A 23,860-nucleotide genomic window follows, 5' to 3' on the forward strand; every position below is an offset into this window, starting at 1 on the left:
CCCCCGACGATGTGCGGCCGGGGAACCGGGGCGGCCCCGCACCGGGTCCCCGGCCGCACGCCCTGCCCGTCGGTGACCTGCTGCGGCTCAACCGCCGGCCAGCAGCTCGTCGAGCTTCTCGTGCCCCTGCCGGACCCCGACCTCCATCCCGGAGGCGAGCATCCCGTCGCGGGCCTCGAACGATTCGAACGTCGACGTGGCGACCAGCCGGGTACGGCCGCCGTCGAGCGCGGTGAGGGTCAGTGTCTCCAGGCAGACGCCGTCCGGGAAGCCCTCGAAGGTGAAGGTCTGCACGATCCGGCCGGGTGCGCGGACCTCGTGGAACGACCCGTAGAAGCGGTACTCGCCCTCGCCGTCGGTGTGCGTGTAGCGGTAGGCGCCGCCGGTCGTGGCGTCCCAGCGGTCGACGGTCATCGTCAGGTTGCGCGGGCCGAGCCAGCGCTTCACCTTCTCGACGTCGACGTGCGCGTCGAAGACCCGCTCCGGCGGGGCGTCGAACTCGCGGACGATCCGGACCATCGGGAGGCCCTCGACGGCCTCGATGCTGGTCTCGCGGGTGGTCGTGCTCATGATGCTGCTCCCTCGCTCGTTCCGGACGACTCCTCGGCGAGCAGGTCGTCGAGGCGCCGGTAGCGCTGCTCGACCTGTCGCCGGTACCGCTCGATCCAGGCCGTCATCAGGTCGAACACCTCCGCCTCCAGGTGCACCGGGCGCCGCTGGGCCTGCCGGCTCCGCCGGACCAGCCCCGCGTCCTGGAGCACCTTGATGTGCTTCGACACGGCCTGCAGGGAGACGTCGTAGGGCTCGGCGAGCTCGTTCACCGTCGCGTCGTCGGCGGCCAGCCGGGCCACCATGTCGCGGCGCATCGGGTCCGCCAGTGCGGCGAACACCTTCGAGAGCCGGTCCTCCACGTCGCCTCCTCCTTGCTCAACCTCTCGGTTGAGCAAGACGCTAGCGGAGGACCGGCCCGTACTCAACTCATTGGTTGAATCAGCTGAAGGAGCCGGGGAGCGAGCCGTGCGGCACGTAGTCGGACGGGACGACGCCGAGCCGCCCGCGCTGGTAGTCCTCGAACGCCTGGTGCACCTCGTCCTTGGTGTTCATGACGAACGGTCCCGCCCACGCGACCGGCTCGCGGATCGGGAGCCCGCCCAGTACGACGAGGTCGAACCCAGGATGCCGGGCCTCCTGGGAGACGTTGCCGCCCACGGTGATCGCGTCACCGGGCCCGAACACGGCGAGCTGCCCGGTGCGCACCGGTCGGCGGTCCGCGCCGACCGTGCCGGAGCCGCTCAGCACGTAGACCAGCGCGTTGAACTCGCGCGGCCACGGCAGTCGCAGCTCGCCGCCGGGGGAGACGGTCGCGTGCACCATCGCCATCGGGGTGTGTGTCGCGCCCGGCCCGGACACCCCGGCGACGTCGCCCGCGATCACCCGCAGCAGCGCGCCACCGTCCGGGCTCGCAACCAGTGCGGACTCACCGGCGCGCAGGTCCTGGTACTTCGGCGGCAGCCACTTGTCCTTGCGCGGCAGGTTCACCCAGAGCTGCAGGCCGTGGAACAGTCCGCCGCTGCGGACGAGCTCCTCCGGCGGGCGCTCGATGTGCAGCAGGCCCGAGCCCGCCGTCATCCACTGGGTGTCGCCGTTGGTGATGGTGCCGCCGCCACCGTGCGAGTCGCCGTGCTCGAAGGTGCCGTCGATGATGTAGGTGACGGTCTCGAAGCCGCGGTGCGGATGCCAGGAGGTGCCCTTCGGCTCGCCCGGTGCGTACTCGACCTCGCCCATCTGGTCCATGTGCAGGAACGGGTCGAGATCGCGCAGGTCGACGCCGGCGAAGGCGCGCCGGACCGGGAAGCCCTCGCCCTCGTAACCCTTCGGCGCGGTGGTGACGCTGCGGACCCCGCGGTCGAGGTCGGTCGGCCCCGGGATCGGGACGCGGGGCAGCGTGCTGACGTCGGTGACGGTGACGGCGGGCATCGGATCCTCCCGGATTCGGTGGTGGTTGCACGTTCAACAACCAGGGTGGCGAGGCTGTTCCCGGACCGCCAGACTCGGGCGGTGCCCGCACTCCTGCAGTCCGCCGCAGCCGAGCTGCTCGCCTCCGCCCCGGTCGCCCGGCTCGCCACGATCCGGCACACCGACGGCACCCCGCGCCTGGTTCCCGTCACGTTCGCGCTGGTCGAGAGCACCGTGGTGACCGCGGTCGACCGGGTGAAGGCGAAACGGCACACCCGGTTGGCCCGGCTGCGCGACATCGCCGCCGATCCGCGGGTGGGTCTGCTCGCGGACCGCTACGACGACGACTGGTCGCAGCTGTGGTGGGTGCGGGTCGACGCCGTGGCCGAGCTGCACGACCGGGGGGAGCACCACGAGCGGGCGGTCGCGGCGCTGGTGGCCAAGTACCCGCCGTACGCGGCCCGGCCGCCCGTCGACGACGTGCTCGTGCTGACCCCGACCCGCTGGACCGGATGGTCCGCGCGCTGATCCGTCGGACGCGTGCCCGGCCCGACGATCTGCGGGTCGGCACGCCCCGGGGCGGCAGGCGCGGTCCGGTCACGGCAGACCGGAGAGGAAGCCGGTGATCGCAGCGGCCGTCTCGTCGGGCAGCTCCAGGTGCGGGGAGTGCCGGCATGCCAGCTCGGTGACGGTGACCGGACCGGCCGCCCGCTCCGCCACGCTGCGGACGTGCACGATGCTGCCGTACGGGTCGTCGTCACCCTGGATCCCGAGCACCGGTGCGGTGATGGCGCCGAGCTCGTCGCGGATGTCCCAGGCCCGGAACTCCTCGGCCAGCCACATGTCGTTCCAGCCGCGGAAGGCTGCGTCCGGATCGTCGTGGTGGCGGGCCATCCGGCTGCGCAGGTCACCCTGCTCGAACGCGGTCCGCGCGGCCCGGATCTCGGCCAGCGCGAACTCCTCGACCAGCACGTGCGGGGCCAGGACGATCACCCCGGGCACGTCGAGCCGGGTGGCGGTCAGCAGCGCGATCGTCCCGCCGTCGGAGTGGCCGACCGGGACCGGACGGTCCAGACCGAGCGCGGAACACAGCGCCGGGACGACGACGGCCGCCTCCTCCGCCATGAACGACGTCGTCGGTGGGGTGCGGGGGCGGTCCGAGCGGCCGTGCCCGAGCCGCGAGTAGGCGACGGCACGCCGGCCGCTCTCGGCGGCGATCCTGCGGTGGAACCCGCGCCACAGGCCGACCGAGCCGAGCCCCTCGTGCAGGAACAGCAGGGGTGCGAGGTCCGGTGAACCGGGCACGTCGTCGAACTCGTAGCGCAGGCCGTCGAGTTCCAGCAGCGTCGTCGCGGGCACGGTCGATCATGCTAGGTGCTGCGTCCGGTTGCGGGTGGTCGAGCGGTGCTGCAGGGTTCCGGCGGTGTCCCGCGGCAGGCAGCACCCGACCCGAGCGTCCGGCCGGGTCGCGTGCCCGGCACTCGCGCTGATCGCGGCGCTGCTGACCGTCACCGGTTGTGCCGGTGCCGCCGACGGGCACACGGTGCGCCTCGCCCAGTTCCCCTGGAGTGCGGCGAAGCTGACCAACGCGATCCTGGCCGAGGTCGTCGCGACGCATCCGGAGCTCGGGGTGGGGGAGCTGGAGACCATCCAGGTCGGGCCCGCCACCGCGTGGGCCGGCGCCCGCCGCGGTGACGTCGACGTGCTCACCGAGGTCGCGATGCCCAACCAGTCCGAGCTCGCCGCGCAGGCCGAACCCCGCATCGAGCTCGTGCACCCGACCTACGACGGCGCCGAGCAGGGCTGGTACGTGCCCACCGCGATGCTCGGCCCCGGACAGCCGCTCGAAGGGTTGCGCAGTGTCACGCAGCTCAACGACTACGCGGCCGCACTGGACAACAGACTGGTCGACTCCGACCCGAGCTTCATCACCACCGAGCAGAACGCGAAGCGGCTCGCCGGATACGGCCTGGACCTGGAACAGGTCACCTCCAGCGAGGCCGCGCAGATCGCCGAGCTGCGCCGCGCCCAGGAACGCGGCACGCCGATCCTGGTCTACCTCTACCGGCCGCACTACGTCTTCGAGGAGTTCGAGCTGACCAGGCTGGAGGAACCCAACCCGGCCCGCGACGACTGCTTCACCACCGGTGACGGTGCCTGCGCGATGCCGGCGTACTCGGCGTGGACCGCCGCTGCCGGTGATCTGAACGCGACCGCCCCGCGGTTCGCGGAACTGCTCGGACGATTCGAACTGCCGCTCGCCGACGTCGAGCAGATGCTGCAACGGGTGGACGTCGACAACGCCGACGTCGAGACGGTGGCCCGCGACTACGTGGCCGCCCGTCCCGACCTGGTCCGGGAATGGGTGGGTGCGCCGTGAGCACGATGATCGAGGTCCGGAACCTGACCAAGGTGTTCGGTTCCCCGAAGGAGATCGACGACGCCGTCGTGCTGGCCGGTGGCGGGGTGGGCCGCGGTGAGATCCAGCGGCGCACCGGCGCGACCCTGGCCGTGCACGACGTGTCGTTCGACATCGCGGCCGGCGAGCTGTTCGTGATCATGGGGTTGTCCGGATCGGGCAAGTCGACGCTGGTCCGGCTGCTGAACCGGCTGATCGAGCCGACCTCCGGCACGATCGGGATCGACGGGCACGATCTCGGTTCGCTCGGTGGCGTCGATCTGCGGAACCTGCGCAACAAGCGGATCGCGATGGTGTTCCAGCACTTCGCGTTGCTGCCGCACCGCACCGTCCGGCAGAACGCCGAGTACGGCCTGCAGATCCGCGGCACCGCAACCGCGCAGCGCCGGGAGAAGGCCGAATGGGCGCTGGAGCAGGTGGGTCTGGCCGAGCGCGCCGAGGCCTACCCCGGTCAGCTCTCCGGTGGGATGCAGCAGCGGGTCGGGCTGGCGCGGGCGCTCGCCGCCGACACCGACGTGCTGCTCATGGACGAGCCGTACTCCGCGCTGGACCCGCTGATCCGCCGGGACATGCAGCAGCTGCTCGTGCGGCTGCAGCGGGAGTTGCGCAAGACGATCGTGTTCATCACCCACGACCTCAACGAGGCGATGCTGCTCGGCGACCGGATCCTGTTGCTCAAGGACGGCAGGCTGGTCCAGGTCGGGACCGGTCCGCAGATCCTGGAGTCCCCGGCCGACGACTACGTCGCCGAGTTCGTCTCCGACGTCGACCGCAGCCGGGTGCTGACCGCCGCTGACGTGATCCGGGAACCGAGGATCACGGTGCGGCTCACCGAGCGCCCGGCCGACGTGCTCGTCCGGCTCGGGCAGGCCGAGGCGACCGGCGCCTACGTGGTCGACGACGAGCAGCGCATCCTCGGCGTGATCCGGGACGACCGGCTGGGCCACGCCGCAGGGCGCGGCGCGGACTCGATCGACGAGTCGGCGCTGGTCGCGGAGTACCGCACGACCGAACCGGATCGTCCGCTGATCGACCTGTTGGGCGACGTCGGCCGCAACCCCGTCCCGCTGGCCGTCGTGGCGGACGGCCGGCTGTGCGGTGTCGTGCCGCGCGGTGCCGTGCTGGCCGCGCTGTCCGCCCAGCCCGGCCCCGACGGGAGCCGCTGATGCCCAGGATCGAGCTCGGGAGTTACGTCGAGGCGTTCGTGCTGTGGCTGCTGTCGGCGATCCCGGCCCTGCTGGACGGGATCAGCGCTCTCGTCACGGTGGTCGTGGAGGCACTGACGACGGTGCTCGCCGGACCGCCGTGGTGGGTCTGGCTGGTGCTGCTCACCCTGGGCGCGTTGCTCGTGCGCGGCTGGGGCCTGGCCGTGTTCACGCTGCTCGGGTTCGCCCTGGTCGACGCGTTCGACCTGTGGCAGGAGACGATGGAGACGCTCGGCGTGGTGCTGGTCGCCGCGACGATCGCGACCGCGGTGGGGGTGCCGCTGGGCATCTGGGCGGCCCGCAGCCGTGCGGTCGGCGCGGTGGTGCGCCCCCTGCTGGACCTGATGCAGACGACGCCGGTGTTCGTCTACCTGATCCCGGCGGTGTTCTTCTTCGGCATCGGTGTGGTGCCCGGCGTGGTGGCGACGACGGTGTTCTCCATCCCGCCCGCCGTCCGGCTCACCGAGCTCGGGATCCGCGGCGTCGATCCGGAGATCGTCGAGGCCGCGCACGCGTTCGGCGCGCACCCGCGGCAGATCCTGCGCGAGATCCAGCTGCCGATGGCGCTGCCCTCGATCATGGCCGGGATCAACCAGGTGATCATGCTGGCGCTGTCGATGGTGGTGGTCGCCGGGCTGGCCGGAGCCGACGGCCTGGGCACCGTCGTGGTGAGCGCGGTGACCCAGCTCGACATCGCCGCGGGCGTGGAGGGCGGTCTGGCCGTCGTGATCCTGGCGATCTTCCTGGACCGGTTCACCGCAGCCCTCGCCGAGCGCCCCGGCCGCGGCCTGCTGGCGACGCTGCGGGGCCGGCGCGGCCGGACCTCCGGCTCGGCCCGGCCCGCGACGACGACCGAGGTCGCCGGCGCCGGGGCGCGAGCCTGAACCCGGACCGCGCCGCGCCGCGCCGAACCGCGCTGCGCCGCACCGTGCGCAGCCGGTGCTCAGGTCCCGGTGAGGCGCTTCGGCGCGACCTGGCGGTAGGCGTCGGTGACGATCTCGGTGATCTCGTCGAGGTCGGCGGCCTGCTCGCCGGTCCCGTCGAGCACGACACCGAGCCAGCCCCGGTGCCCGACGTAGGCGGGGCGGAAGAAACGGGCCGGGTCCTCGGCGACCAGCTCCTCCTGCACACCCGGCGGCGCCGCGCACCAGAACGCGATGTGCGGGTGCCCGTGGTGGTGTTCGGCGTAGCTGACGAACATCCGCTTCACGAACCACGCCGGTGAGCCGTGACTGATCTTCTCGGTGACCTCGGGCAGCGACAGGCAGATCTCCCGCAGCCAGGGCAGCGGATCGGCCGGGTCGGGATGTCGCGCCGTCATCCGGTCATCCGGTACGTCCCCGCCGACCAGACGTTGCCCTCCGGGTCGGCCACGGCGAACTCGCGCGACCCGTAGTCCTGGTCGACCGGTTCCATCACCACCCGGGCCCCGGCGGTGACCGCCCTGCGGTAGAGGGCGTCCGGGTCGTCGCAGGTCAGGTAGAGGACGGCGCGTCCGGTGTCGAACCGGTCGTCGACACCACGACGGGCACCGAGGGCGAGCACCGCGGTGTCGTCGCCGTCGTCCCAGGCCAGCTCGGCGTGTGCGATCACCCCGCGGTCGTCGGCGCGGGTGTCCAGCGCCCGGAACCCGAGCGCCGAGGTGAGGAAGTCGATCGCGGCGCGGGGGTCGTCGTAGCGCAGCGTGGTGTGGATGCTCATGCCGGTCGATCCTGGCCGGCAGCCGGGCCCTCGTCTTGTACGAACGGGAACCCGGACCACTCGGCGCGGAACCCGCCCGGGGTGACCCCGGCGAGCGCGCGGAACTCCCGGCCCAGGTGCGCCTGGTCGGCGTAGCCGCAGGTCGCCGCGATCCCGGCCAGCGGGGCCCGGCTGCCGGTGACCATCGCGGAGGCCCGCGCGAAGCGCAGCACCCGGCCCGCGGTACGCGGGCCGATCCCGATCTGGGCCGAGAAGCGGGCCTGGAGGTGTCTGCGGCTCCAGCCGGTCTCGGCGGCCAGCTCCGACACCCTCAGCCCTCCACCCGTGGCGGAGATCCGCCGCCAGGCGTGCATCACCTCCGGTGCCGGGCGGCGGGCCCGCAGGTCGAGCAGCCGGGCGGCCAGCACGTCGCTGACCAGCCCGAACCGCGCCGGCCAGTCCGGTGCGGCGGCGAGCCGGTCGGGCAGCGCGGCCAGTACCGGATCGGACAGCTCGTCCAGCGTGGGGACCGCGCCGTTCGGCAGGGCCCGGCCACCGAGCAGGGTGTAGAGGCCCACCGGGGTGAGGTCCACCTGTACGCCCGCCTGCGGGCCGGTGAACCGGGTGAGGACCCAGCTGTCGCTCAGTCCGCCGACGAACGCGGCCGCGCTCGTCGCGCCGAGTTCCGGACCGGACAGCTCCAGCGGATGGAACCCGATGACGAGCGCGACTCCCGCGGCCGGGGCCTGCCGCCGTTGCACGGGCACCGCCGACTCCTCCCGGTAACCGAGGTAGCGCAGCACGTGGGGGCGCAGCGCGGCGGGCGGCCGCGCCGGCCGGAACTGCCCTCCCATACCGGGCATCGTGCCAGGGCGACGGCCGCCCCGGCAGCTGCTGTGCGACGAGAGCCGGCGTCAGGCGAGTGCGAGGCCGGCCGCGAGCACCAGCATGACCACAGCGACGGCGCCGTCGAGCACCCGCCAGGCCGACGGCCGCGCGAACAACCCGGCCAGCCGGGTCGCGCCGAAACCGAGACCGGTGAACCAGAGCAGGCTCGCCGCGATCACACCGGCGGCGAACGCCCACCGGCCGTCCCCGTGTGCGGCGGCCAGCGAGCCGAGCACGAGCAGGTCCAGCAGCATGTGCGGGTTGAGGAAGGTCAGCGCGGCGGCCGTGCCCAGCACCGGGGCCAGCGCCCGGGCCGCGCCGGTCCGGTCGGTGGTGAGGGCGCCCGGCCGTAGTGCCCGGCGCAGCGCGAGCAGCCCGTAACCGGCCAGGTAGACCACCCCGCCCCAGCGCACCACCTCGGTCAGACCGGGCGTCCCGCCGAGCACCAGCCCGACCCCGGCGACGGCCGCCGTCACCAGCACCAGATCGGCCAGCACGCAGAACGCCACCACGGCGGGTACGTGCTCGCGGCGCAGTCCCTGCCGCAGCACGAACGCGTTCTGCGCTCCGATCGCCGCGATCAGCGACAACCCGGTCCCGAACCCCATCACCACGCTCACGGTCGGTGACGCTAGGCCGGGCCCCCGCGGATCGGTGCAGCGGTTCATGTTCTGTCATGAAGCTTAGAATCATTTCATGTACGACCGGGACCGGCTGGCGACCCTGAGCGCCGTCGTCGAGGAGGGCAGCTTCGAGGCGGCCGCCGAACGGCTGGCGATCACCCCGTCCGCGGTGTCCCAGCGGATCAAGGCCCTGGAGCGGCAGTCGCGGCAGATCCTGGTCCGCCGCTCCCGGCCGTGCACCGCCACCGAGCCCGGCCGCACGCTGCTCCGGCTGGCCCGGCAGATCGCGCTGCTCGAGGGTGAGGTGGCGCGCGACCTGGGCGAGGACGGTCCGGGCGGGACCGTGCACCTGCCGATCGCGGTGAACGCGGACTCGGTGACCCACTGGTTCCTGCGCGCCGTCGTGCCGCTCGCGCAGCGCCACGGGGTTCGACTCGACCTGCACATCGACGACGAGGAGCACACCGCGGCACTGCTGCGGGAGGGCGCCGTGGTCGGCGCGGTGACGACCTCGGCGGCGGCGGTCCAGGGCTGCGCGGTGCAGGCGATCGGCGCGACCCGCTACCGGCCCGTCGCGGCCCGCCCGGTGTACGACCGTTGGTTCGCCGGTCGTGATCCGGCCGAGGCCTTCCCCCTCGCACCGCGGGTCGACTTCGGGACGAAGGACCGGCTGCAGACCCGGTTCGTCCGGCAGCTCACGCACCGGCCGTGCACCGGGCCCGCACACCGGGTGCCCGCCGCCGACGGCTACCACGACGCCGTCCGGGCCGGGCTCGGCTGGGGGATGTTCACCGACGTCCCGGCCCGCGCGTCGGCCGATCGCGGGCGGATCGTGCTGCTCGATGCACAGCGCTACCTCGACGTGCCGCTGTACTGGCAGCACTGGAAGCTGAGCACCACGGTGCTGGACGCGCTCACCGCCGCCGTGCAGGAGGTCGCGGCCGGGATCCTGGTCCCGCCACAGCCCTGACCGGCGGTCAGATCCCGGACCGCCACGGGCGTCCGAGCCGGATGTCGCAGGTGATGTCGCCGCGGTCGGCGCCGGTCAGGTCCGCGATCAGGTCGCGGACCGCGTCCTCGGCGGCGCGTGGGTCGTCGACCGTGGTGGAGGCTTCGATCCCGGGAACGTAGAGGGTGAGCCTGCGGTCCGCCCGCCAGGCCACCACCTCGTAATGGCGTGCACCGGTCACGGTCTCCACGGTAGCCCGGTGACGGCGTCGCGGGGGAGGGTCCGTCGCCCTCAGCCGACGGTGGGATCGGGGGAGCTGCCGGTGTCCTCCCCGGGCTGCGGATCGGATCGGCCGATCAGCGGCTCCGGCCCCGGATCCGGCGTGACGGCCGGCTGGTCCTGGTCCGGCAGCGGCTCCGGCTCCGGTGGTTCCTCCGGCGGCGGAGGGGGCTGCTGTTCCGGCTCCGGCGTCGGGGTCGGGGCCGCGCTGCTCGTCGGGGTGGGCTCCGGGGTCGCGGTCGGCTCGTTCGGTGCGAGGGTGGACGGCGGCCGCCCGAGTGCCCGGAACGTCGGGAACTCGGCGGTCTCGCCGGTGCGGACCGCGTTCGACATGAACTCCTGCCACATGTCGCCCGGCAGGTCCTTGCCGCTGATCGGGGTACCGGAGGCGTCGCGGATCGGGTCGTTGCGGTCGGTGCCCACCCACACGGCGGTGGCCAGGTCGGGGGTGAAACCGGCGAACCAGGCGTCGTTGTTCTCGCCCTCGAAGCGGGACTGGACGGTGCCGGTCTTCCCGGCCGCCTCCTGGCCGCCGGGCAGCTCCAGGCCGTCGTTGGGCAGGACGTCCAGCATCGCCTCGGTGACGTTGCGCGCGACCTGCTCGGAGAACCGCTGCTCGCCCTCGCCGGGGAGGAGCTCGTAGAGCACCCGGCCCTCCGAATCGACGACCTTCGAGACCAGGTGCGGTGCGTGCCAGACACCCCCGGCCGCGATGGTCGCGTACGCCGACGCGAGCTGGACCGGTGTCACCTCCTTGTTGCCCAGCGGGAGTCGCGCGTCCGGGTTGTCCATCGACGCGGTGATGCCGGCGAGGCGCGCCGCGTCGGCGACCTTCTGCGGACCGACCTGCGCGGCGAGCTTGGTGAAGACGACGTTGTTGGAGATCGTCATCGCCTGTTTGAGGTCGCAGCTGGGGCAGTCCGCGCCGTCGGCGTTGCGCAACCCCGGCCGCTCGGAGCCGTCGAACTCGGTGCCCAGGCCGATCGGGGGGTCCTCCAGGAGGCCGGCGAGCACGGCGAACGGCTTGAACGTCGAGCCCGGCTGCTTCAGGACACGCGCGTAGTCGAGGCCGGTGCCGTTCTCCCCGCCGTAGTAGGCGACGATCCCGCCGGTCCGCGGGTCGATCGCGACGGCGCCGGTGCGTAGCTCCTCGGGCTGGCCCTCCATCTGCGCGCGCACGGACTCGGTGAGCTGCTGCTGACGCTGCGGGTCGACGGTGGTGGTGACCTGCAGCCCGCCCTGGGCGAACGCCTGCTCGGAGATGCCGAGCGACGCCAGCTCGGCCCGGACCGCGTTCAGGATGTGCCCGCGTTCGTCGGTCAGCGAGGACGACCGTGACGTGTTCGCCGGCGGGATCGTCGCCGGGAACTGCGCGGCTTCGCGGTCCTCCCGGGAGATCCAGCCCTGCTGGGACATCCCGTCGAGGACGAAGGCCCAGCGCTGCCGGGCCCGGTCCGGCGCGTTCGCCGGGTCCCAGTTGGACGGCGACTGGATGATCCCGGCCAGCAGTGCGCCTTCGCTCGGGGTCAGCTCGGCGGCGGGCTTGCCGTAGTAGGCGAGGCTGGCGGACTCGATGCCGTACGCGCCACGGCCGAAGTAGATCGCGTTCAGGTAGTCGTTGAGGATCTCGTCCTTGGACTTCTGCCCGGAGACCTTGAGCGAGACGATCAGTTCCTTGTACTTGCGCCAGTAGGTGGCGTCGTTGCCGACCAGGGTGTTCTTGACGTACTGCTGGGTGATGGTCGAGCCGCCGCCGGCGCCGCCGGTGAGCTGGTTGACCGCCGCGCGCAGGATGCCGGTGATGTCGAAGCCCGGGTTGGAGTAGAAGGTGCGGTCCTCGGCGGCCAGCACGGCTTCGCGGACGTGCACCGGGATCGCGTCCATCGACACCTTGATGCGGTTGCCCTGTTCGGGGACCAGGCGCGCGAGCTGCTCGCCGTCGGTGTAGGAGATGGTGGCGATCTGGTTGTTGACGGCGTCGTCCGGGCTGGGGATCGGGAAGATCAGCCAGCCGATGCCGAGCAGCAGCAACGGCAGCAGCACGATCGACGCCGCGCCTGCGCCGAGTGACCAACGCACCTGGCTGCGACGTCGGGCGGTGCGTTCCTCGGGGGTGAGGGCGGCCTTCTGTTCGGCGTCGAGAACGCCGATCCGGGTCCGGACGGCGCCCACCGCGAGCCCGACGATCGCGATGACCCTGTCCAGCGGCTTCTCCGGCTCGGCTCGGCGACGCCCACGAGGACGGTCACCGGTCGCGTTCGCCGCGGCGTCGGGGGCGAGCAGGGTCGGATCCTCGGCCCCGGCGACCACCGGGCCCGGCGGGGCAGGTTCGGGCCGCCGGCGGTGACCGGTGGAGGCGGGCGCGGCGGCAGGGCCCGGGGCGGACCCGTCCGGGGAGTCGGTGGAGGGGCCCGTACGAGGTGGGCGGGGTCCCTGACCGGCAGGTCCCGGCCCGGGGGGCGCGGCGGCTGTCGCGGGGCCGGTGAGACCCGGCGCCACGGCTGCCGGCGCGACGGGTCGCGGTGCGGACGTACCCGGTCTGGCCACGGTCGGTGCTGCCGCTGCCGGTGCCGCCGCTGCCGGTGTGGCCGTGGTCGGTGCCGCCGCTGCGGGTGTGGCCGTGGTCGGTGCAGCCGCTGCGGGTGTGGCCGCTGCCGGTGTCGCTGCCTCGCGTGTGGCAGGCCTCGGGCGGGCAGGCCCCGGGCCGGGGAGCCCTGGTGTCGCGGGCGCCGTTGTTCCGGGGCGCCGTGGCATAGCACCGGCCCCGGCCGGCGCCGGTGCGGGCCCGGTGGATCGGCGTGCGGCGACTCCCGGCGGCTGGCCCGGTCCGCCGGGTTGTGCGGGGCTGCCGGCGCGCCCCGGCCCAGGCCTGCCGGGCTGCACCGGGGGCGGTGGCGTGGGCTGCGGCGGGCGGGGGACGGTGCCCCCACGCACCCGGAAGCCGACACCGGTCGTTCCGTCGATCCCGGTGGGGGGGCGTCCGTCCGGCTGAGCGGCCGGGCGGTGGTCGCCGCCCGTGGCCCCGTTCTGCGGACCGGTTCGCGGTGCGGCACCGGGCCGCACACCGGCGGACCGTCCGCGCTCGTCGGAACGGGGCCGGCCCTCGGCGGACGGCCCGGCGCCACCACGGGAGTGTCGCGTGTCGCGGGCCTGCCCTCCCATCTGCGAGGGCGGCCCACCGGCCTCGGGGCCGGCCCCGCCCGGTCCGGAGCGGGATCCGGCCCCGGAACCGTGCCGCGGGGGTCGGCCGGAACCGACCCGGGCGATCTCGTCGCTGCTGTGCCGCCCCGACGTGGGCTCCACCGTCCCGACACCACGGCGGGGCCGGTCGAAGGCGTGTGGATCGACAGACTCAGAGGGACGCCGGGACCGCGGCGGCGGGGGCGGGACTGCGGTCAACCGCCTCTCCTCTCACGGTCCGTCCGGTCGGGGGCCCACCGGTGTCGACGGGTACCGGCGTGCTCCACCGGCCAACGAGTCAGCGGCGCCGCACGTTGTGCCGAGCTGATCGACGTCACTCGAATGTCGGCACGTCAGCGAGGTAGTGGACCGTCGTGTGACCGACCCGGCCGGGGGCTGCCGTTCCTCCGCCCATGGTGCCTCGGCCGCCCGTCCGATTCAGCCGGGGTGATCACGTCGTCGAGCAGCGGCCGGATCTGTGCGACGACGCGCCGGACGGCGCGGGCCGGACGGTGACAGGTGCGAGCCCGATGGCGACGCGGTGTCACCGGGCGCAGCCGGACTACCGCCCGTCCACGGATGCGGCTGCCGGACCGGCCGTTCGGCCGTGGCACGACGCCGTCGTCCGGCCCCCACCACGCCTCGGCCGGCGACGACGGCAGCGCCCCTCGCGGCCGGTTCCGGATCCGGCTGTCCACGCCGCCCCGGGCGGCCGGCGTCACCGGCCGGTCATCGGCGGGGGCCGTCGCCGGCCGTCGCCGTGCCCTCCGGCGGCACCGCGCCGAGCGACCGGACGGGTCCGTTCACGGGTTCGACGACCTGGACCCGCTCGACGAGGTCGGACCGGTGCACCCGGCCACCACCGGCGGGGCGGCCGATGATCTCCGCCGGGAGCACCACGTAGGCCACGGTCCCCGACGGTTGCCGGGTGCCGAGCCGGACTGTGATGCGGTGGTACTGCGCGAGTCTCCCGACGACGAACAGTCCCATCCGGCGTGAGTCGCGGGCGGGTGCGTCGACCGCCGCGGAGCCTGCCGCGGCGAGCCCGGCGTTCACCCGACGGAGATCGTCGGGTGCCATCCCGACCCCGGCGTCCGCGACGGTCACGGTCACCGAACCGTCGTTGCCACGCCGGGCCTCCAGCTCCACCGGGCTGTCCGGTGGTGACATGGACGTCGCGTTCTCCAGTAGTTCGGCGAGCAGGTGCAGTACGTCCGCCGCGGCACCGCCGGCGACGGTCAGGTCGTCGGTGTGGGTGAGGGAGATCCGCTCGTACTGTTCGACGGCCGACACCGCGGCCAACAGGACGTCGCCGAGCGACACCGGACCAGAGTTCCGGTTGACCTCCCTGTGCCCGGCGAGCACCAGCAGGCTGTCGCAGTTGCGCCGCATCCGGGTGGCCAGATGGTCGAGCCGGAACAGCCGGGTGAGCTGTTCGGGATCGGTCTCGTCGCCCTCCATCGACTCGATCAGGGACAGTTGCCTGCCGACCAGGCTCTGCAGCCGACGGGACAGGTTGACGAAGGTGGTGTTGGTGTCCGTGTGCAGTGCGGACTGCTCGACCGCCAGCCGGACGGCCTCCGCGTGGACTGCGTCGAACGCGCGAGCGACCTGACCGATCTCCTCCTCGGTCGTGATCGCAATCGGCTCCACCCGGGGCCGGCGGAGCTTCCCGGAGCGCAGGCCGTGCACCGTGGCGGGCAGCTCGCGCTGCGCGACGTCCCACGCGGCGTCGCGCAGCCTGCGCAGCGACCGGGTCGTCCCGCGTACGAGCAGGGAGAGCACGGAAGCGCCGATGAGCAGCGCCACGACCAGTAGCACGACATTGAGCACCACGAGCTCGGTGGCCTCGTCGGACGCGGCCCGGGCCGCCGACGTCAGGTCGGTGCGGGCTCGTTCGTCGGCGAGGGCGAGATCACCGGTGAACGCGGACAGCACCGGCTCCACCTCCGACGGCGTCGTCGCCGGCAGCGGGGGTGCGGCCCGGGCCACCCGCTGCACCACGAGCTCCCGCTCACTGTTCGACCGACCGGCGACGAACGGTGCGAAGGCCACCCGTTCCGCGGGCTCGAGGTGGGTCGTGAAGCGGTCCAACCCGTCGCTGAGCCGGATGTCGCTGGCGAGGAGCGCCTCGACCGCGGCGGTCGAGGTGTCCGGACCGGTCGTCGCCGCGTGCAGCAGCGCCAGCTGGAGCGTGGCCTCCTCACGTGGACCGACGAGCATGTCGATCCGGCGCGCGTGCTGGGCGCCCTGTTCGGCGCTGATCCCCGACAGCAGCTCGGACCGGAGCCGTTCACCGTGGCGGACCAGGTCGGAGTAGCGGGCCACGACGGCCGTCGGTGACGCGGCCGTCGCCGCGGTCAGCTCCCGGACCGCGGGCAGCTGCGCCCACGCGTCGAGGGTCTCCTGCCGGACGGCAGCGAGCGCGGGCCGCGGGTACTCGGCGTAGAGCTGGTCGAGGTCGGACTCGACCGTCTGCAGCATCGTGTCGACGTGCTCGGTGCTGCTCTGCAACCGGTCGAGATGGCCGGTCCGGCCGGCTGCGACGAAACGGACGGCGTCGAGCCGTTCCTGCTGCAGCCGGCCGGTCAGCTCCGCGACCCTCGCCTGCACCGTGGCGAACCGGACGACCCGCTGGGACTCCGCGGCGGCCCCCGTGAGGTCCGCGATCCGGATCCCGGCGAGGGCCGCGGCGAGCAGGGCGGGCGTCAGCAACGCCACGACCAGCCGGGCCCCGAGGCCCCAGTTCCGCGGTGGGGTCCATCGGGGGAGCGCCGGTCCGTGCCGGTCACCGGCGGAGGACGGCGGATCGTCGCCGCTCCCCGCGCTCGCCCAGGCCGCGTTCATGCGCGCCCGTGACTCGCCCGGCTGCGGCGCGCCACCGAGTCGAGGGCGACGGCCAGGGCCAGCACCAGCCCGGTCACCATGAAGCGGAAGCTGGAGTCCAGGTTGAGCAGGGTGAGACCGCTGGAGATGGACTGGATGACGATGACGCCGAGCAGCGCGGCGAACGCGCTGCCGCGCCCGCCGAACAGGCTGGTCCCCCCGATCACTGCCGCGGCGATGGCGTTGAGGTTGACGTCACCGGTGCCGGTGCTCTGGTTCGCGGCCGCCAGCCGGGCGGCGGCCAGCACGCCGCCCAGCGCGGCCAGGCTGGAGCACAGCACGAACGCGGACACGAGCACGCTGTTGACCCGGATACCCGCGCGACGTGCGGCCTCGGCGTTGCCACCGACCGCGTAGACCGCCCGCCCCCAGGCGGTGCGGCGGAGCAGGTGGTTGAGCCCGACCACCATCGCCACGAACACGACGAACATCCAGCCGAGCCCCCGGCCCAGGTTGAGGTACCAGACCAGGGCCAGCAGGCCGAGCAGCAGCGTGCCGCTCTCGGCGAGGAGCCCGGTCGTCGAACGGGCCGACAACCCGGCTGCCGCACGCCTGCGGGCATGGCCGTGCCTGCTCGCGAACAACCCGCCCGCGGTGACGGCCACCAGCACGTAGGAGAGCCACTCCGGCACGAACGCCAGCTGCGCGTAGAACACCAGCGGCGAGGTGAAGGGGAGATTGATCGCCCCCTGCGCCCCCAGGAGCCACAACTGGAGACCGAGGATCGCGAGGAGCCCGGCGAGGGTGGCGACGAAGCTCGGCACGCCGAGTCGGGTCACCATCAGGGCGTAGACACCGCCGACCACGCTCCCGGCCAGGACCGCCGTCGCCACCGCGACGGCGAGCGGCCACCCCTGCCCGACGAAGGCCACCGCGGTGATCGCCGCCGCGAGCCCGCTGACCGAACCGACCGAGAGGTCGATCTGACCGACCAGCAGCACGCACACCACGCCCAGCGCGATCGTGCCCACCGCGACGGACTCCATCGTGAGGTTGACCAGGTTGGCCGGGGAGAGGAAGACCGGGTTGAGGATCTGGAACACGGTCCAGATCACGACGAGGCCGGCGACGACCGGGAGCACCCCCAGGTCACCGGACCGGAGCCGGTCGACCGCCGTGCTCAGCGCCCCGCGCAGACCGGTGCCGGCGCGCAGGCGCTCGTCCCGGCGGTCGATCGCGGGCGGCGGTCCGGGGGTCACGGTTGGCCGGACGCCGGTCATCGGACCACGCTCCTCGCGTCATGGCGCCGGCTGACCGCGTTGTCCGAGGCGCCCGTGATCGCGGCGACGAGCTCCTCGGTCGAGACGGTGGCGGCGGGGAAGACACCGTTGTTGCGACCGAGCCGGAGCACGGCGATCCGGTCGGCGACGGCGCGCACGTCGTCCATGTTGTGGCTGATCATGATGACGCCCAGCCCGCGTTCGCGGAGCCGTTCGATGAGGTTGAGCACCTCGGCGGTCTGGGCGACACCCAGAGCGGCGGTCGGCTCGTCGAGGACGACGATCCGCGGGTCGCCCAGCAGCGACCGGGCGATCGCCACGGTCTGTCGCTGACCACCGGACAGCGACGCGATCGGGATCCGCACGGTGGGGATCCGCGCCGAGAGCTGCCGCAGCAGCTCCCACGATCGGACCTCCATCGCCACCTCGTCGAGCCGCCCGCGCCGCACCTCACGGCCCAGGAACAGGTTGGCGACGACGTCGAGGTTCTCGCAGAGTGCGAGGTCCTGGAACACGGTGGCGATGCCGAGGGCCTGGGCAACCGCCGGGGTGCCGATCTCGACCGGTTCGCCACCGAACGCGATGGTGCCGGCGCTCGCGCGGTGCACCCCGGACAGCACCTTGACCAGCGTCGACTTCCCGGCGCCGTTGTCACCGACCACGGCCACGACCTCACCGGGTGACACATCGAGGTCGACGTCGGTGAGCGCGGCGACCGCGCCGAAGGTCTTGCTCACGCCGCGCAGCGAAAGGGTGGTGCTCATCGGATGCCCGCGGCCTGGCAGGGGGCGGCGTACTCGCCGGCGCAGAGCGCACCCACCTCGATCTCACCGGTCTCGACCAGCACCTCACGCAGGTTCTCGGCGGTCACCACAGTCGGGGTGAACAGGTCGGTCGGCGTGTCGAACAACGTCGTGGAACCGGCGGGGGGCCGGCCGTTGACGAATCCGAGGGCCACGTCCGCGGCGGCCTCGGCGACCGTCGTGATCGGCTTGGAGACGGTGTTGTACTGGTCGCCGGTGAGGATGCGCTGAGCCGCGGCCACCTCTGCGTCGTTGCCGGTGACCGCGGGCAGCGGGTCCACCGCGGCCGCCTTGAACGCGGCGATCGCGCCCCCACCGGTGCCGTCGTTGGCGGCCGCCACACCGGCGATGCGGTCGCCGAAGCGGGTGATCTGGCCGCTCGTCCAGTCCTGGGCCCTGGCCGGTTCCCAGTCCGGGGTGTCGAACTCGGCGAGCAGTTCCCGGCCGCTGGCGTCGACCGCGGTGTGGATGCCCTTCTTGATCAGGCCCGCCGCGGCGTCGGTCGGGGAACCGTTGATCTGCAGGATCCCGCCCTGCGCACCGTCCGCCGCGAGTTTGTCGACCAGTGACTGGCCGATCAACCGGCCGATCTCCTCGTTGTCGAAGGACACGTAGTAGTCCGCACCCGAGGGGATGGGCCGGTCGTAGGCGATCACCGGCACGCTCTGGGCGCGGGCGGCCTCGACGATCCCGGCGGCCGCCGTGCTGTCCACCGGATCGAGCACCATCGCGTCGACCCCCTGGGCCAGCGCGGAGTTCGCCTGCTGTTGCTGCTGGGCCGCGTCGGAGTCGGCGTTGGCGTACAGGACCTCGCAACCCGGGCACTGTGCGGCGACCCGGGCCTCGAACTTCGGCCGATCCGCGAGCTCGTAGCGGGTGGACGCCAGATCGGGCATCAGGAAGGCGATCGTGGCCTGCTGCGGGTCGCTGCTCGCGGCGGACCCCGCGCCGGAGACGTCGGCGCACGCGGCGAGCGCGGTGATGCCGACGGTGGTGACGACGGCGGCGGCGATCCTGCGGACCGCTCGGTGCCGGGGTGGAAGCGTCATGGGTGTCTCCTCGGGGTGGACGCCGCGCTGGCGGTCGGGGAAGCGCTGGTGAAGAGCGGGGGGAGCGGGATGTTGAGGCCCAGTAGCGATGCCGGGCCCGGCTGGCCCGGTCGCAGCACGACCTCGCAGAGTGCGACGTTGTCGAGCCGGGGGAACAGCGTGCGGTACCGGGCGAGGGGGAGCCCGAGGACGGTGCACAGGATCAGGCGCAGCACGGTGTTGTGGGCGACGACGAGCACCGTGCGCTCCGGGTGCCTGCGTGCGACGGCGTCGAGGGTCGCCGCGCCACGGGCGGCGGCCGCGTGCGGGTCCTCGGCACCGGGGAACGGGTGCGCCACCGGATCGCTGCGGAACGCCTCGGCGACCGCCGGTTCGAGCTCGGCCAGCCGGTGACCCTCGGCGCTGCCGAACGAGACCTCCCGCAGGCCCACCTCGATCTCGATCTCGAGCCCCCAGTGGCGGGCGGCCGGCGTCGCGGTCTCCACGGCGCGTCGCACCGGTGAGCAGACGACGGCATGCACCGGCCTGATCCGGTCGAGCCCGGCCAGCCGCTCGGCCTGGACACGTCCGTTCGGGGTGAGGTCGATGTCGCTGTCACCGCCCGCGTACCTGTTCTCGGCGTGCCACTCCGTCTCGGCGTGCCGGGTGAGCAGCAGATGAGTACTCACGGCGCGGCCGTGCCGACGGCGGGATTGGCGCAGTGGAGCAACGGTTCGCCACGCTGCCAGCGGGTGGCCTCGCTGGTCACGATGCGGCTGGCCCGCTCGGCCACGGCCCGGCTCGCCCCGGCGAGGTGCGGGGTCAGGACCACGTTCGGTGCTGTGCGCAGCGGGTGGTCGGCCGGCAGGGGTTCCAGGTCGACCACGTCGAGCCCGGCCGCGTACAGATGGCCGCTGTGCAGCGCGTCGGCGAGTGCACCGTGGTCGACGAGCGCGCCGCGGGCGGTGTTGACCAGCACCGAACCCGGGCGCATGGCCGCGAGCCGGCGGGCGTCGAGAAGCCCCCGTGTCTCGTCGGTGAGCCTCGCGTGCAACGAGACCACCGCCGACGCATCGAGCAGCACGTCCAGCCCGACGCGCCGGGTGCCGGAGGGGATGCCGGAGGGGCACGCGTACGGATCGTGCACCAGTACCTCGGCTCCCATGCCGAGCAGCGCGTGCGCGACCCTTCTGCCCACCGAACCGGCACCGATCAACCCGACGGTGCTGCCGGCGAGCTCCAGACCCGCCTCGGTGTAGGCGTAGAGCGAGCTGGGCCAGCGTCCGGTGCGGACCTCGGCGTCGCTGCGCGCGATGCGCCGCATCGCGGCGAGCATCAACCCGACCGTGTACTCGGCGGTCGCCGTGGCGTTGCGTCCCGGGGCGAAGGTGACGGTCACACCGTGCGCGGTCGCCGCGGCGAGGTTGACGTTCACCGGCCCGCCGCGGGAGACCGCGAAGAACTCCAGATCCGGGCATTCGCCGAGGATCCGGGCGGTCAGCGGGGCCATCTGGGTGATGCAGGCACGGACGCCCTGCAGAGCCTCGATCATCTCGTCCTCGGTGCCGGAGGCCTCGTCGACCTCTGCCACCGGGCCGAACGGGACGTGCGGCCACGCGAGCTCGATCTCGCGCAGGTCCCAGGCCGCGCCGCCGAAGGCGAGATCGGTCGCCAGCAGCCGGTTCAGGACGAAGTGATCACCCGCGAGGAGCGCGGGTACCCGGTCGGCCATCGACCATCCTCTCGGTTCGGGTGGTCGCGTGGGCGGCCAGGTCCTGATCGATCCATCCCCGCTCGCGGAGCTCGGTGACGAACCGGACGTGCGCCTCCGCCAGATCTGCGTGACGTCGGGGATCGGGGTGCAGGACCCGGTCGGTGTGCACCATCAGCCGTGCGGCCCCGACCAGACCGGTACCGCTGGCGCCGGCGGCGAGCACCGCCATCCCGGCGGCCGGTTCGGCGTTGCGGGGCACGGTGACGGGAGTGCCGAGCAGGTCGCACCGCAGCTGGTTCCACCACCGGTTCGCCGATGCCCCGCCGGTGAGGGTGATCGGGGTGCCGACCTCGGCACCGATCTGGTCCAGCAGGTCGAAGCAGAGCCGTTCGACGTGGGCGACACCGTGGCACACCGCCGCGAACACCGTGGCCTCGTCGCCGCTCGGGGGGATCCCGAACCCGCGGGCCTCCGGAGCGACGAACGGGAACCGTTCGCCGCGCCCGGCCAGGGGGTAGCAGAGCGGGACCTCGGTGCGGGTGGCCGCCTGTGCGGTGAGCCGGCCCAGGTCGCGGCCGGGGAACAGGGCGGTGACCACCCCGGCGCCGGTGTTCGACGCTCCGCCCGGGAACCACAGCGGCCCGTCGTCGTCGTGGGGTGCGCGGTGGGAGTAGACCGCACCGGTCGGATCGCCGAGCAGCTGCCGGCTGACGCCCTTGACGGCCAGCGTCGTCCCCAGCACGCAGTTCCAGGCACCGCGGGTGAGGGTCCCGGCGCCGAGCTGTGCCGCGCAGCCGTCGGTCATCCCGGCGACGACCGGGGTGCCCGCCGGCAGCCCGGTGCGCGCGGCCGCCGCCGGACACACCGTTCCGAGGACGGTCCCCGACCGTACGACCGGTGGCAGCATCTCGGGGTCGATGCCGAGGTCGGCCATGATCTGCTCGGGCCACCGCCCGGCGAGCTGGTCGAAACCGCTCTTGAGGGCGTGGCTGGTGTCGGTGGCCACCGGCCCGCCGGCCAGCCGGGCGGTGACGACGTCCGGCTGATGGGCCAGGCGGACTCCCGGGGTCAGCAGGCCCTGGTCCCGCCACCACAGCAGCTTCGGCAGGGCCCAGCTCGGCTGCATGCGGTGGCCGAGCCGGGACCAGAGTTCCGCACCGGCCTCGGCTGCTTCGGGCACGAGCGCCGCGGCGCGTGCGTCGTCGTACATCAGGCCGGGGGTGCACGGTGTGCCGTCGCGGCCGGTCAGCAGGACCGTGCCCGAGGTGCCGGCGACCGCCACCGCACCGATCGCGGCCCGATCGGCGGGGGCGAGCCCGGCGGACATCTCGGCGAGGGCGTCGGCCGTCGCGGCCCACCACCGGGCCGGGTCCTGCTCGTGGTGCGAGTCGCCGCGGCGGCTGGTCAGCGGCCGCGCGGCCCGGGCGAGCTGGGTGCCCACGTCGTCGACCGAGAGGGCCCGCACGCTCTGCGTGCCCAGGTCGATCCCCACCCAGACCCGGCCGCGAGCCCGTTCAGCCACCGGAGCACCGCCCGTCGGGCCGGACCCACCGGTCCCATCGGTGCGCCACCAGCTCGCGGGTCGCATGGAACTCCGCGTACTCGGCGACGTACCGGTCGTGCACGCCCGTGTCCGGGACGAACCGGTCGCGCTCGACGACCAGCGCGGCGGCCGCGACGTCGGGATCGGGGTACTCGCCGAGGACGGTCGCCGCAGCGATCAACGCCCCCTTGGCGCCGGTCTCGGCGTCGGCGGTGCGGACGGTGTCGATCCCGCAGACGTCGGCGATGATCTGACACCAGACCGCACCCGACGCGCCGCCGCCGCACAACCGCAGCTCACCGGGCTCGCCCGGTGCCGTGTCGAGGCAGTGGCGGATCACGTAGGCCAGGCCCTCCAGAACCGCCCTGGCGATCTGGGGCCGGCCGTGCCCGAAGGTGAGACCGGTCAGCACACCGGTGGCCGAGACGTCCAGGAACGGAGCGCGCTCCCCGGAGGGCGCCAGGTAGGGGAGCAGCCGGAGCCCGTCGGCGCCGGGGGTGGATCGCGCGGCCAGCTGCGACACCTCGGCCGCTCCGGACAGACCCAACAGCCCGGCCAGCCAGTCGACGACCTCGCACCCGGCCAGCGTCGGGAACGCCCGCAGGTAGCGCCCGGGCGGGCCGGGGCCAGGGTGAGTCCGTGCGGAGGGCCGGTCAGGTCGAGCCCGGCGGTGACCACCTCGGTGCACAGCGTCGTGCCGAGCACGCTGACCGCCTGGCCCGGCCGTGTCGTACCGCTGCCGGCGGCGGTCGCGACGATGTCGTAGGGCGCGAGCAGCACCGGAGTCCCGGCGGGCACGCCGAGGCGGGCCCCGGCGGACGCGGTGAGCGGGCGCACCCGGTCGGCTCCCTCCAGCAGCGGGGGCAGCAGCCCGCGGTGGGGCTCCAGCCCGTAGAGCCCCACGAGCTCCTCGCAGTAGTGGCCCGACCGGATGTCGAGCCACGACGCCGAGACCTCCGACGGGTCGACCGCGAGCCGGCCCGTCAGGTTGAACAGGAGCCAGCCGCCGCAGGTGACCGTGCACGCCGCCGCCCGTAGCGATCCCGGTTCCTCGCGGGCGAGCGCACACAGCAGCGGCGGCGCCATTCCGGCGGACTGCTGGGAGCCGGTGAGCGCGCGGACCTCGTCGAGCAGACCGGTGGTCCGCCAGTGGTCGAGCAGCTGGGCGGCCCGGCCGTCGTTCCACAGCACCGCGGGTCGGACCGGGCGGCCGGCCGCGTCGACGAGCCACACGCCGTCGCCCTGAGCGGTCACCGCGATCAGCCGAACCGGCCTGCCCACCCGGGCGACCGTGGTGGCGACCGTATGGACGACGGCTTCCCAGACCTCGTCCATGTCCTGCTCGGCCCGGTCCGGGAGGGGCCGGTCGACGACGGTGGCGCGGCGCTGCACCGCGAGCTCCCGCCCCTGCGCGTCGAACACCACGGCCTTGACCACCGTGGTCCCGGCGTCCACACAGACCGCCACCGGGCCGGCCGACCCATTGC

At 73.6% G+C, this 23,860-nt stretch carries 25 protein-coding genes; 6 read left to right on the forward strand and 19 right to left on the reverse strand.

All coding sequences use genetic code 11. The features are described from left to right. Positions 1–87: 87 nt before the first annotated feature. The 3 genes from AB0J24_RS23240 to AB0J24_RS23250 all read right to left on the reverse strand — a co-directional run bounded on the left by AB0J24_RS23240 (position 88) and on the right by AB0J24_RS23250 (position 1,977). On the reverse strand, positions 88–570 hold the full coding sequence (locus AB0J24_RS23240) for an SRPBCC family protein (protein WP_358684716.1): 483 nt from the start codon (positions 568–570) through the stop codon (positions 88–90). Then, positions 567–911, reverse strand: coding sequence for a metalloregulator ArsR/SmtB family transcription factor (locus AB0J24_RS23245; RefSeq protein WP_358684719.1), 345 nt, complete (start codon positions 909–911; stop codon positions 567–569). Before AB0J24_RS23245 ends, AB0J24_RS23240 begins: the two co-directional genes overlap by 4 nt. Positions 912–990: 79 nt before the next feature. Then, the gene (locus AB0J24_RS23250; protein WP_358684721.1) at positions 991–1,977 is read right to left on the reverse strand and encodes a pirin family protein; all 987 of its coding nucleotides are present in this window, start codon (positions 1,975–1,977) and stop codon (positions 991–993) included. Between the two features lie 81 nt (positions 1,978–2,058). On the opposite strand from AB0J24_RS23250, the gene AB0J24_RS23255 reads away from it, so the two are divergent. After that, entirely contained in the window at positions 2,059–2,484 is a 426-nt protein-coding gene (locus tag AB0J24_RS23255; RefSeq protein WP_358684724.1) for a TIGR03668 family PPOX class F420-dependent oxidoreductase, read from the forward strand. A 69-nt stretch (positions 2,485–2,553) separates the two neighbouring features. Here the strand turns inward: AB0J24_RS23255 and AB0J24_RS23260 are convergent, their stop codons facing one another. After that, positions 2,554–3,315 carry an alpha/beta hydrolase gene (locus AB0J24_RS23260; RefSeq protein ID WP_358684727.1) on the reverse strand — a complete coding sequence of 254 codons (762 nt, stop codon included), beginning with the start codon at positions 3,313–3,315 and terminating at the stop codon, positions 2,554–2,556. Between the two features lie 64 nt (positions 3,316–3,379). Between AB0J24_RS23260 and AB0J24_RS23265 the strand changes: the two genes are divergently transcribed. Genes AB0J24_RS23265 through AB0J24_RS23275 form a run of 3 tightly spaced genes read left to right on the forward strand, consistent with a single transcriptional unit; the run spans position 3,380 to position 6,464 of the window. Beyond that, positions 3,380–4,336 (forward strand): glycine betaine ABC transporter substrate-binding protein, encoded by a 957-nt coding sequence (locus AB0J24_RS23265; RefSeq protein WP_358684730.1) that lies wholly within the window; start codon positions 3,380–3,382, stop codon positions 4,334–4,336. Between the two features lie 5 nt (positions 4,337–4,341). After that, positions 4,342–5,541, forward strand: coding sequence for a glycine betaine/L-proline ABC transporter ATP-binding protein (locus AB0J24_RS23270; RefSeq protein ID WP_358684795.1), 1,200 nt, complete (start codon positions 4,342–4,344; stop codon positions 5,539–5,541). Next, entirely contained in the window at positions 5,541–6,464 is a 924-nt protein-coding gene (locus AB0J24_RS23275) for an ABC transporter permease subunit (RefSeq protein WP_358684733.1), read from the forward strand. Before AB0J24_RS23270 ends, AB0J24_RS23275 begins: the two co-directional genes overlap by 1 nt. 59 nt (positions 6,465–6,523) lie before the next feature. Here the strand turns inward: AB0J24_RS23275 and AB0J24_RS23280 are convergent, their stop codons facing one another. The 4 genes from AB0J24_RS23280 to AB0J24_RS23295 are packed head-to-tail and all read right to left on the reverse strand — an operon-like array spanning position 6,524 to position 8,768. Continuing rightward, positions 6,524–6,901, reverse strand: coding sequence for an MmcQ/YjbR family DNA-binding protein (locus tag AB0J24_RS23280; protein ID WP_358684736.1), 378 nt, complete (start codon positions 6,899–6,901; stop codon positions 6,524–6,526). Further along, the gene (locus AB0J24_RS23285; protein WP_358684739.1) at positions 6,898–7,281 is read right to left on the reverse strand and encodes a VOC family protein; all 384 of its coding nucleotides are present in this window, start codon (positions 7,279–7,281) and stop codon (positions 6,898–6,900) included. Before AB0J24_RS23285 ends, AB0J24_RS23280 begins: the two co-directional genes overlap by 4 nt. After that, complete coding sequence (locus AB0J24_RS23290; RefSeq protein ID WP_358684742.1) at positions 7,278–8,114, reverse strand: AraC family transcriptional regulator; 837 nt, start codon at positions 8,112–8,114, stop codon at positions 7,278–7,280. Before AB0J24_RS23290 ends, AB0J24_RS23285 begins: the two co-directional genes overlap by 4 nt. Before the next feature lie 60 nt (positions 8,115–8,174). Continuing rightward, positions 8,175–8,768 (reverse strand): LysE family transporter, encoded by a 594-nt coding sequence (locus AB0J24_RS23295; protein ID WP_358684744.1) that lies wholly within the window; start codon positions 8,766–8,768, stop codon positions 8,175–8,177. Positions 8,769–8,844: 76 nt separating this feature from the next. Between AB0J24_RS23295 and AB0J24_RS23300 the strand changes: the two genes are divergently transcribed. Beyond that, entirely contained in the window at positions 8,845–9,741 is an 897-nt protein-coding gene (locus AB0J24_RS23300) for a LysR family transcriptional regulator ArgP (RefSeq protein WP_358684747.1), read from the forward strand. Positions 9,742–9,748: 7 nt separating this feature from the next. Here the strand turns inward: AB0J24_RS23300 and AB0J24_RS23305 are convergent, their stop codons facing one another. Beyond that, complete coding sequence (locus AB0J24_RS23305; protein ID WP_358684750.1) at positions 9,749–9,961, reverse strand: hypothetical protein; 213 nt, start codon at positions 9,959–9,961, stop codon at positions 9,749–9,751. 50 nt (positions 9,962–10,011) lie between these two features. Then, on the reverse strand, positions 10,012–12,309 hold the full coding sequence (locus AB0J24_RS23310) for a transglycosylase domain-containing protein (protein WP_358684753.1): 2,298 nt from the start codon (positions 12,307–12,309) through the stop codon (positions 10,012–10,014). Between the two features lie 212 nt (positions 12,310–12,521). Here AB0J24_RS23310 and AB0J24_RS23315 point away from each other — a divergent pair, with 212 nt between their 5' ends. Next, positions 12,522–12,755 carry a hypothetical protein gene (locus AB0J24_RS23315; protein WP_358684756.1) on the forward strand — a complete coding sequence of 78 codons (234 nt, stop codon included), beginning with the start codon at positions 12,522–12,524 and terminating at the stop codon, positions 12,753–12,755. Positions 12,756–13,908: 1,153 nt separating this feature from the next. Here AB0J24_RS23315 and AB0J24_RS23320 read toward each other — a convergent pair. The 9 genes from AB0J24_RS23320 to AB0J24_RS23360 are packed head-to-tail and all read right to left on the reverse strand — an operon-like array spanning position 13,909 to position 23,828. Continuing rightward, positions 13,909–16,026 carry a nitrate- and nitrite sensing domain-containing protein gene (locus AB0J24_RS23320; protein WP_358684759.1) on the reverse strand — a complete coding sequence of 706 codons (2,118 nt, stop codon included), beginning with the start codon at positions 16,024–16,026 and terminating at the stop codon, positions 13,909–13,911. Then, positions 16,023–17,285 (reverse strand): hypothetical protein, encoded by a 1,263-nt coding sequence (locus AB0J24_RS23325; protein ID WP_358684762.1) that lies wholly within the window; start codon positions 17,283–17,285, stop codon positions 16,023–16,025. Before AB0J24_RS23325 ends, AB0J24_RS23320 begins: the two co-directional genes overlap by 4 nt. Then, on the reverse strand, positions 17,282–18,049 hold the full coding sequence (locus tag AB0J24_RS23330) for an ATP-binding cassette domain-containing protein (RefSeq protein WP_358684765.1): 768 nt from the start codon (positions 18,047–18,049) through the stop codon (positions 17,282–17,284). Before AB0J24_RS23330 ends, AB0J24_RS23325 begins: the two co-directional genes overlap by 4 nt. Then, entirely contained in the window at positions 18,046–19,137 is a 1,092-nt protein-coding gene (locus AB0J24_RS23335) for a substrate-binding domain-containing protein (protein ID WP_358684768.1), read from the reverse strand. The genes AB0J24_RS23330 and AB0J24_RS23335 overlap by 4 nt, the downstream gene beginning before the upstream one ends. Further along, entirely contained in the window at positions 19,134–19,805 is a 672-nt protein-coding gene (locus tag AB0J24_RS23340) for a histidine phosphatase family protein (RefSeq protein ID WP_358684771.1), read from the reverse strand. Before AB0J24_RS23340 ends, AB0J24_RS23335 begins: the two co-directional genes overlap by 4 nt. Continuing rightward, positions 19,802–20,848, reverse strand: a complete 1,047-nt coding sequence (locus tag AB0J24_RS23345) for a 2-hydroxyacid dehydrogenase (RefSeq protein WP_358684773.1) — start codon at positions 20,846–20,848, stop codon at positions 19,802–19,804. The genes AB0J24_RS23340 and AB0J24_RS23345 overlap by 4 nt, the downstream gene beginning before the upstream one ends. Continuing rightward, on the reverse strand, positions 20,814–22,352 hold the full coding sequence (locus AB0J24_RS23350; RefSeq protein ID WP_358684775.1) for an FGGY-family carbohydrate kinase: 1,539 nt from the start codon (positions 22,350–22,352) through the stop codon (positions 20,814–20,816). Before AB0J24_RS23350 ends, AB0J24_RS23345 begins: the two co-directional genes overlap by 35 nt. Beyond that, positions 22,345–22,896, reverse strand: coding sequence for an FGGY-family carbohydrate kinase (locus tag AB0J24_RS23355; protein WP_358684778.1), 552 nt, complete (start codon positions 22,894–22,896; stop codon positions 22,345–22,347). Before AB0J24_RS23355 ends, AB0J24_RS23350 begins: the two co-directional genes overlap by 8 nt. Beyond that, positions 22,779–23,828, reverse strand: a complete 1,050-nt coding sequence (locus AB0J24_RS23360; protein ID WP_358684780.1) for an FGGY family carbohydrate kinase — start codon at positions 23,826–23,828, stop codon at positions 22,779–22,781. Before AB0J24_RS23360 ends, AB0J24_RS23355 begins: the two co-directional genes overlap by 118 nt. Between the last annotated feature and the right edge of the window lie 32 nt (positions 23,829–23,860).

Source organism: Pseudonocardia sp. NPDC049635 (assembly GCF_040659795.1).
Taxonomy (GTDB): Bacteria; Actinomycetota; Actinomycetes; order Mycobacteriales; family Pseudonocardiaceae; genus Pseudonocardia.

Coding starts and splice junctions, on each gene's coding strand:
- AB0J24_RS23290 (WP_358684742.1), bottom strand. CDS start 8,114: ATGGGAGGGCAGTTCCGGCCGGCGCGGCCGCCCGCCGCGCTGCGCCCC.
- AB0J24_RS23320 (WP_358684759.1), bottom strand. CDS start 16,026: ATGAACGCGGCCTGGGCGAGCGCGGGGAGCGGCGACGATCCGCCGTCC.
- AB0J24_RS23330 (WP_358684765.1), bottom strand. CDS start 18,049: ATGAGCACCACCCTTTCGCTGCGCGGCGTGAGCAAGACCTTCGGCGCG.
- AB0J24_RS23275 (WP_358684733.1), top strand. CDS start 5,541: ATGCCCAGGATCGAGCTCGGGAGTTACGTCGAGGCGTTCGTGCTGTGG.
- AB0J24_RS23285 (WP_358684739.1), bottom strand. CDS start 7,281: ATGAGCATCCACACCACGCTGCGCTACGACGACCCCCGCGCCGCGATC.
- AB0J24_RS23280 (WP_358684736.1), bottom strand. CDS start 6,901: ATGACGGCGCGACATCCCGACCCGGCCGATCCGCTGCCCTGGCTGCGG.
- AB0J24_RS23250 (WP_358684721.1), bottom strand. CDS start 1,977: ATGCCCGCCGTCACCGTCACCGACGTCAGCACGCTGCCCCGCGTCCCG.
- AB0J24_RS23325 (WP_358684762.1), bottom strand. CDS start 17,285: ATGACCGGCGTCCGGCCAACCGTGACCCCCGGACCGCCGCCCGCGATC.
- AB0J24_RS23300 (WP_358684747.1), top strand. CDS start 8,845: ATGTACGACCGGGACCGGCTGGCGACCCTGAGCGCCGTCGTCGAGGAG.
- AB0J24_RS23345 (WP_358684773.1), bottom strand. CDS start 20,848: ATGGCCGACCGGGTACCCGCGCTCCTCGCGGGTGATCACTTCGTCCTG.
- AB0J24_RS23335 (WP_358684768.1), bottom strand. CDS start 19,137: ATGACGCTTCCACCCCGGCACCGAGCGGTCCGCAGGATCGCCGCCGCC.
- AB0J24_RS23270 (WP_358684795.1), top strand. CDS start 4,342: ATGATCGAGGTCCGGAACCTGACCAAGGTGTTCGGTTCCCCGAAGGAG.
- AB0J24_RS23240 (WP_358684716.1), bottom strand. CDS start 570: ATGAGCACGACCACCCGCGAGACCAGCATCGAGGCCGTCGAGGGCCTC.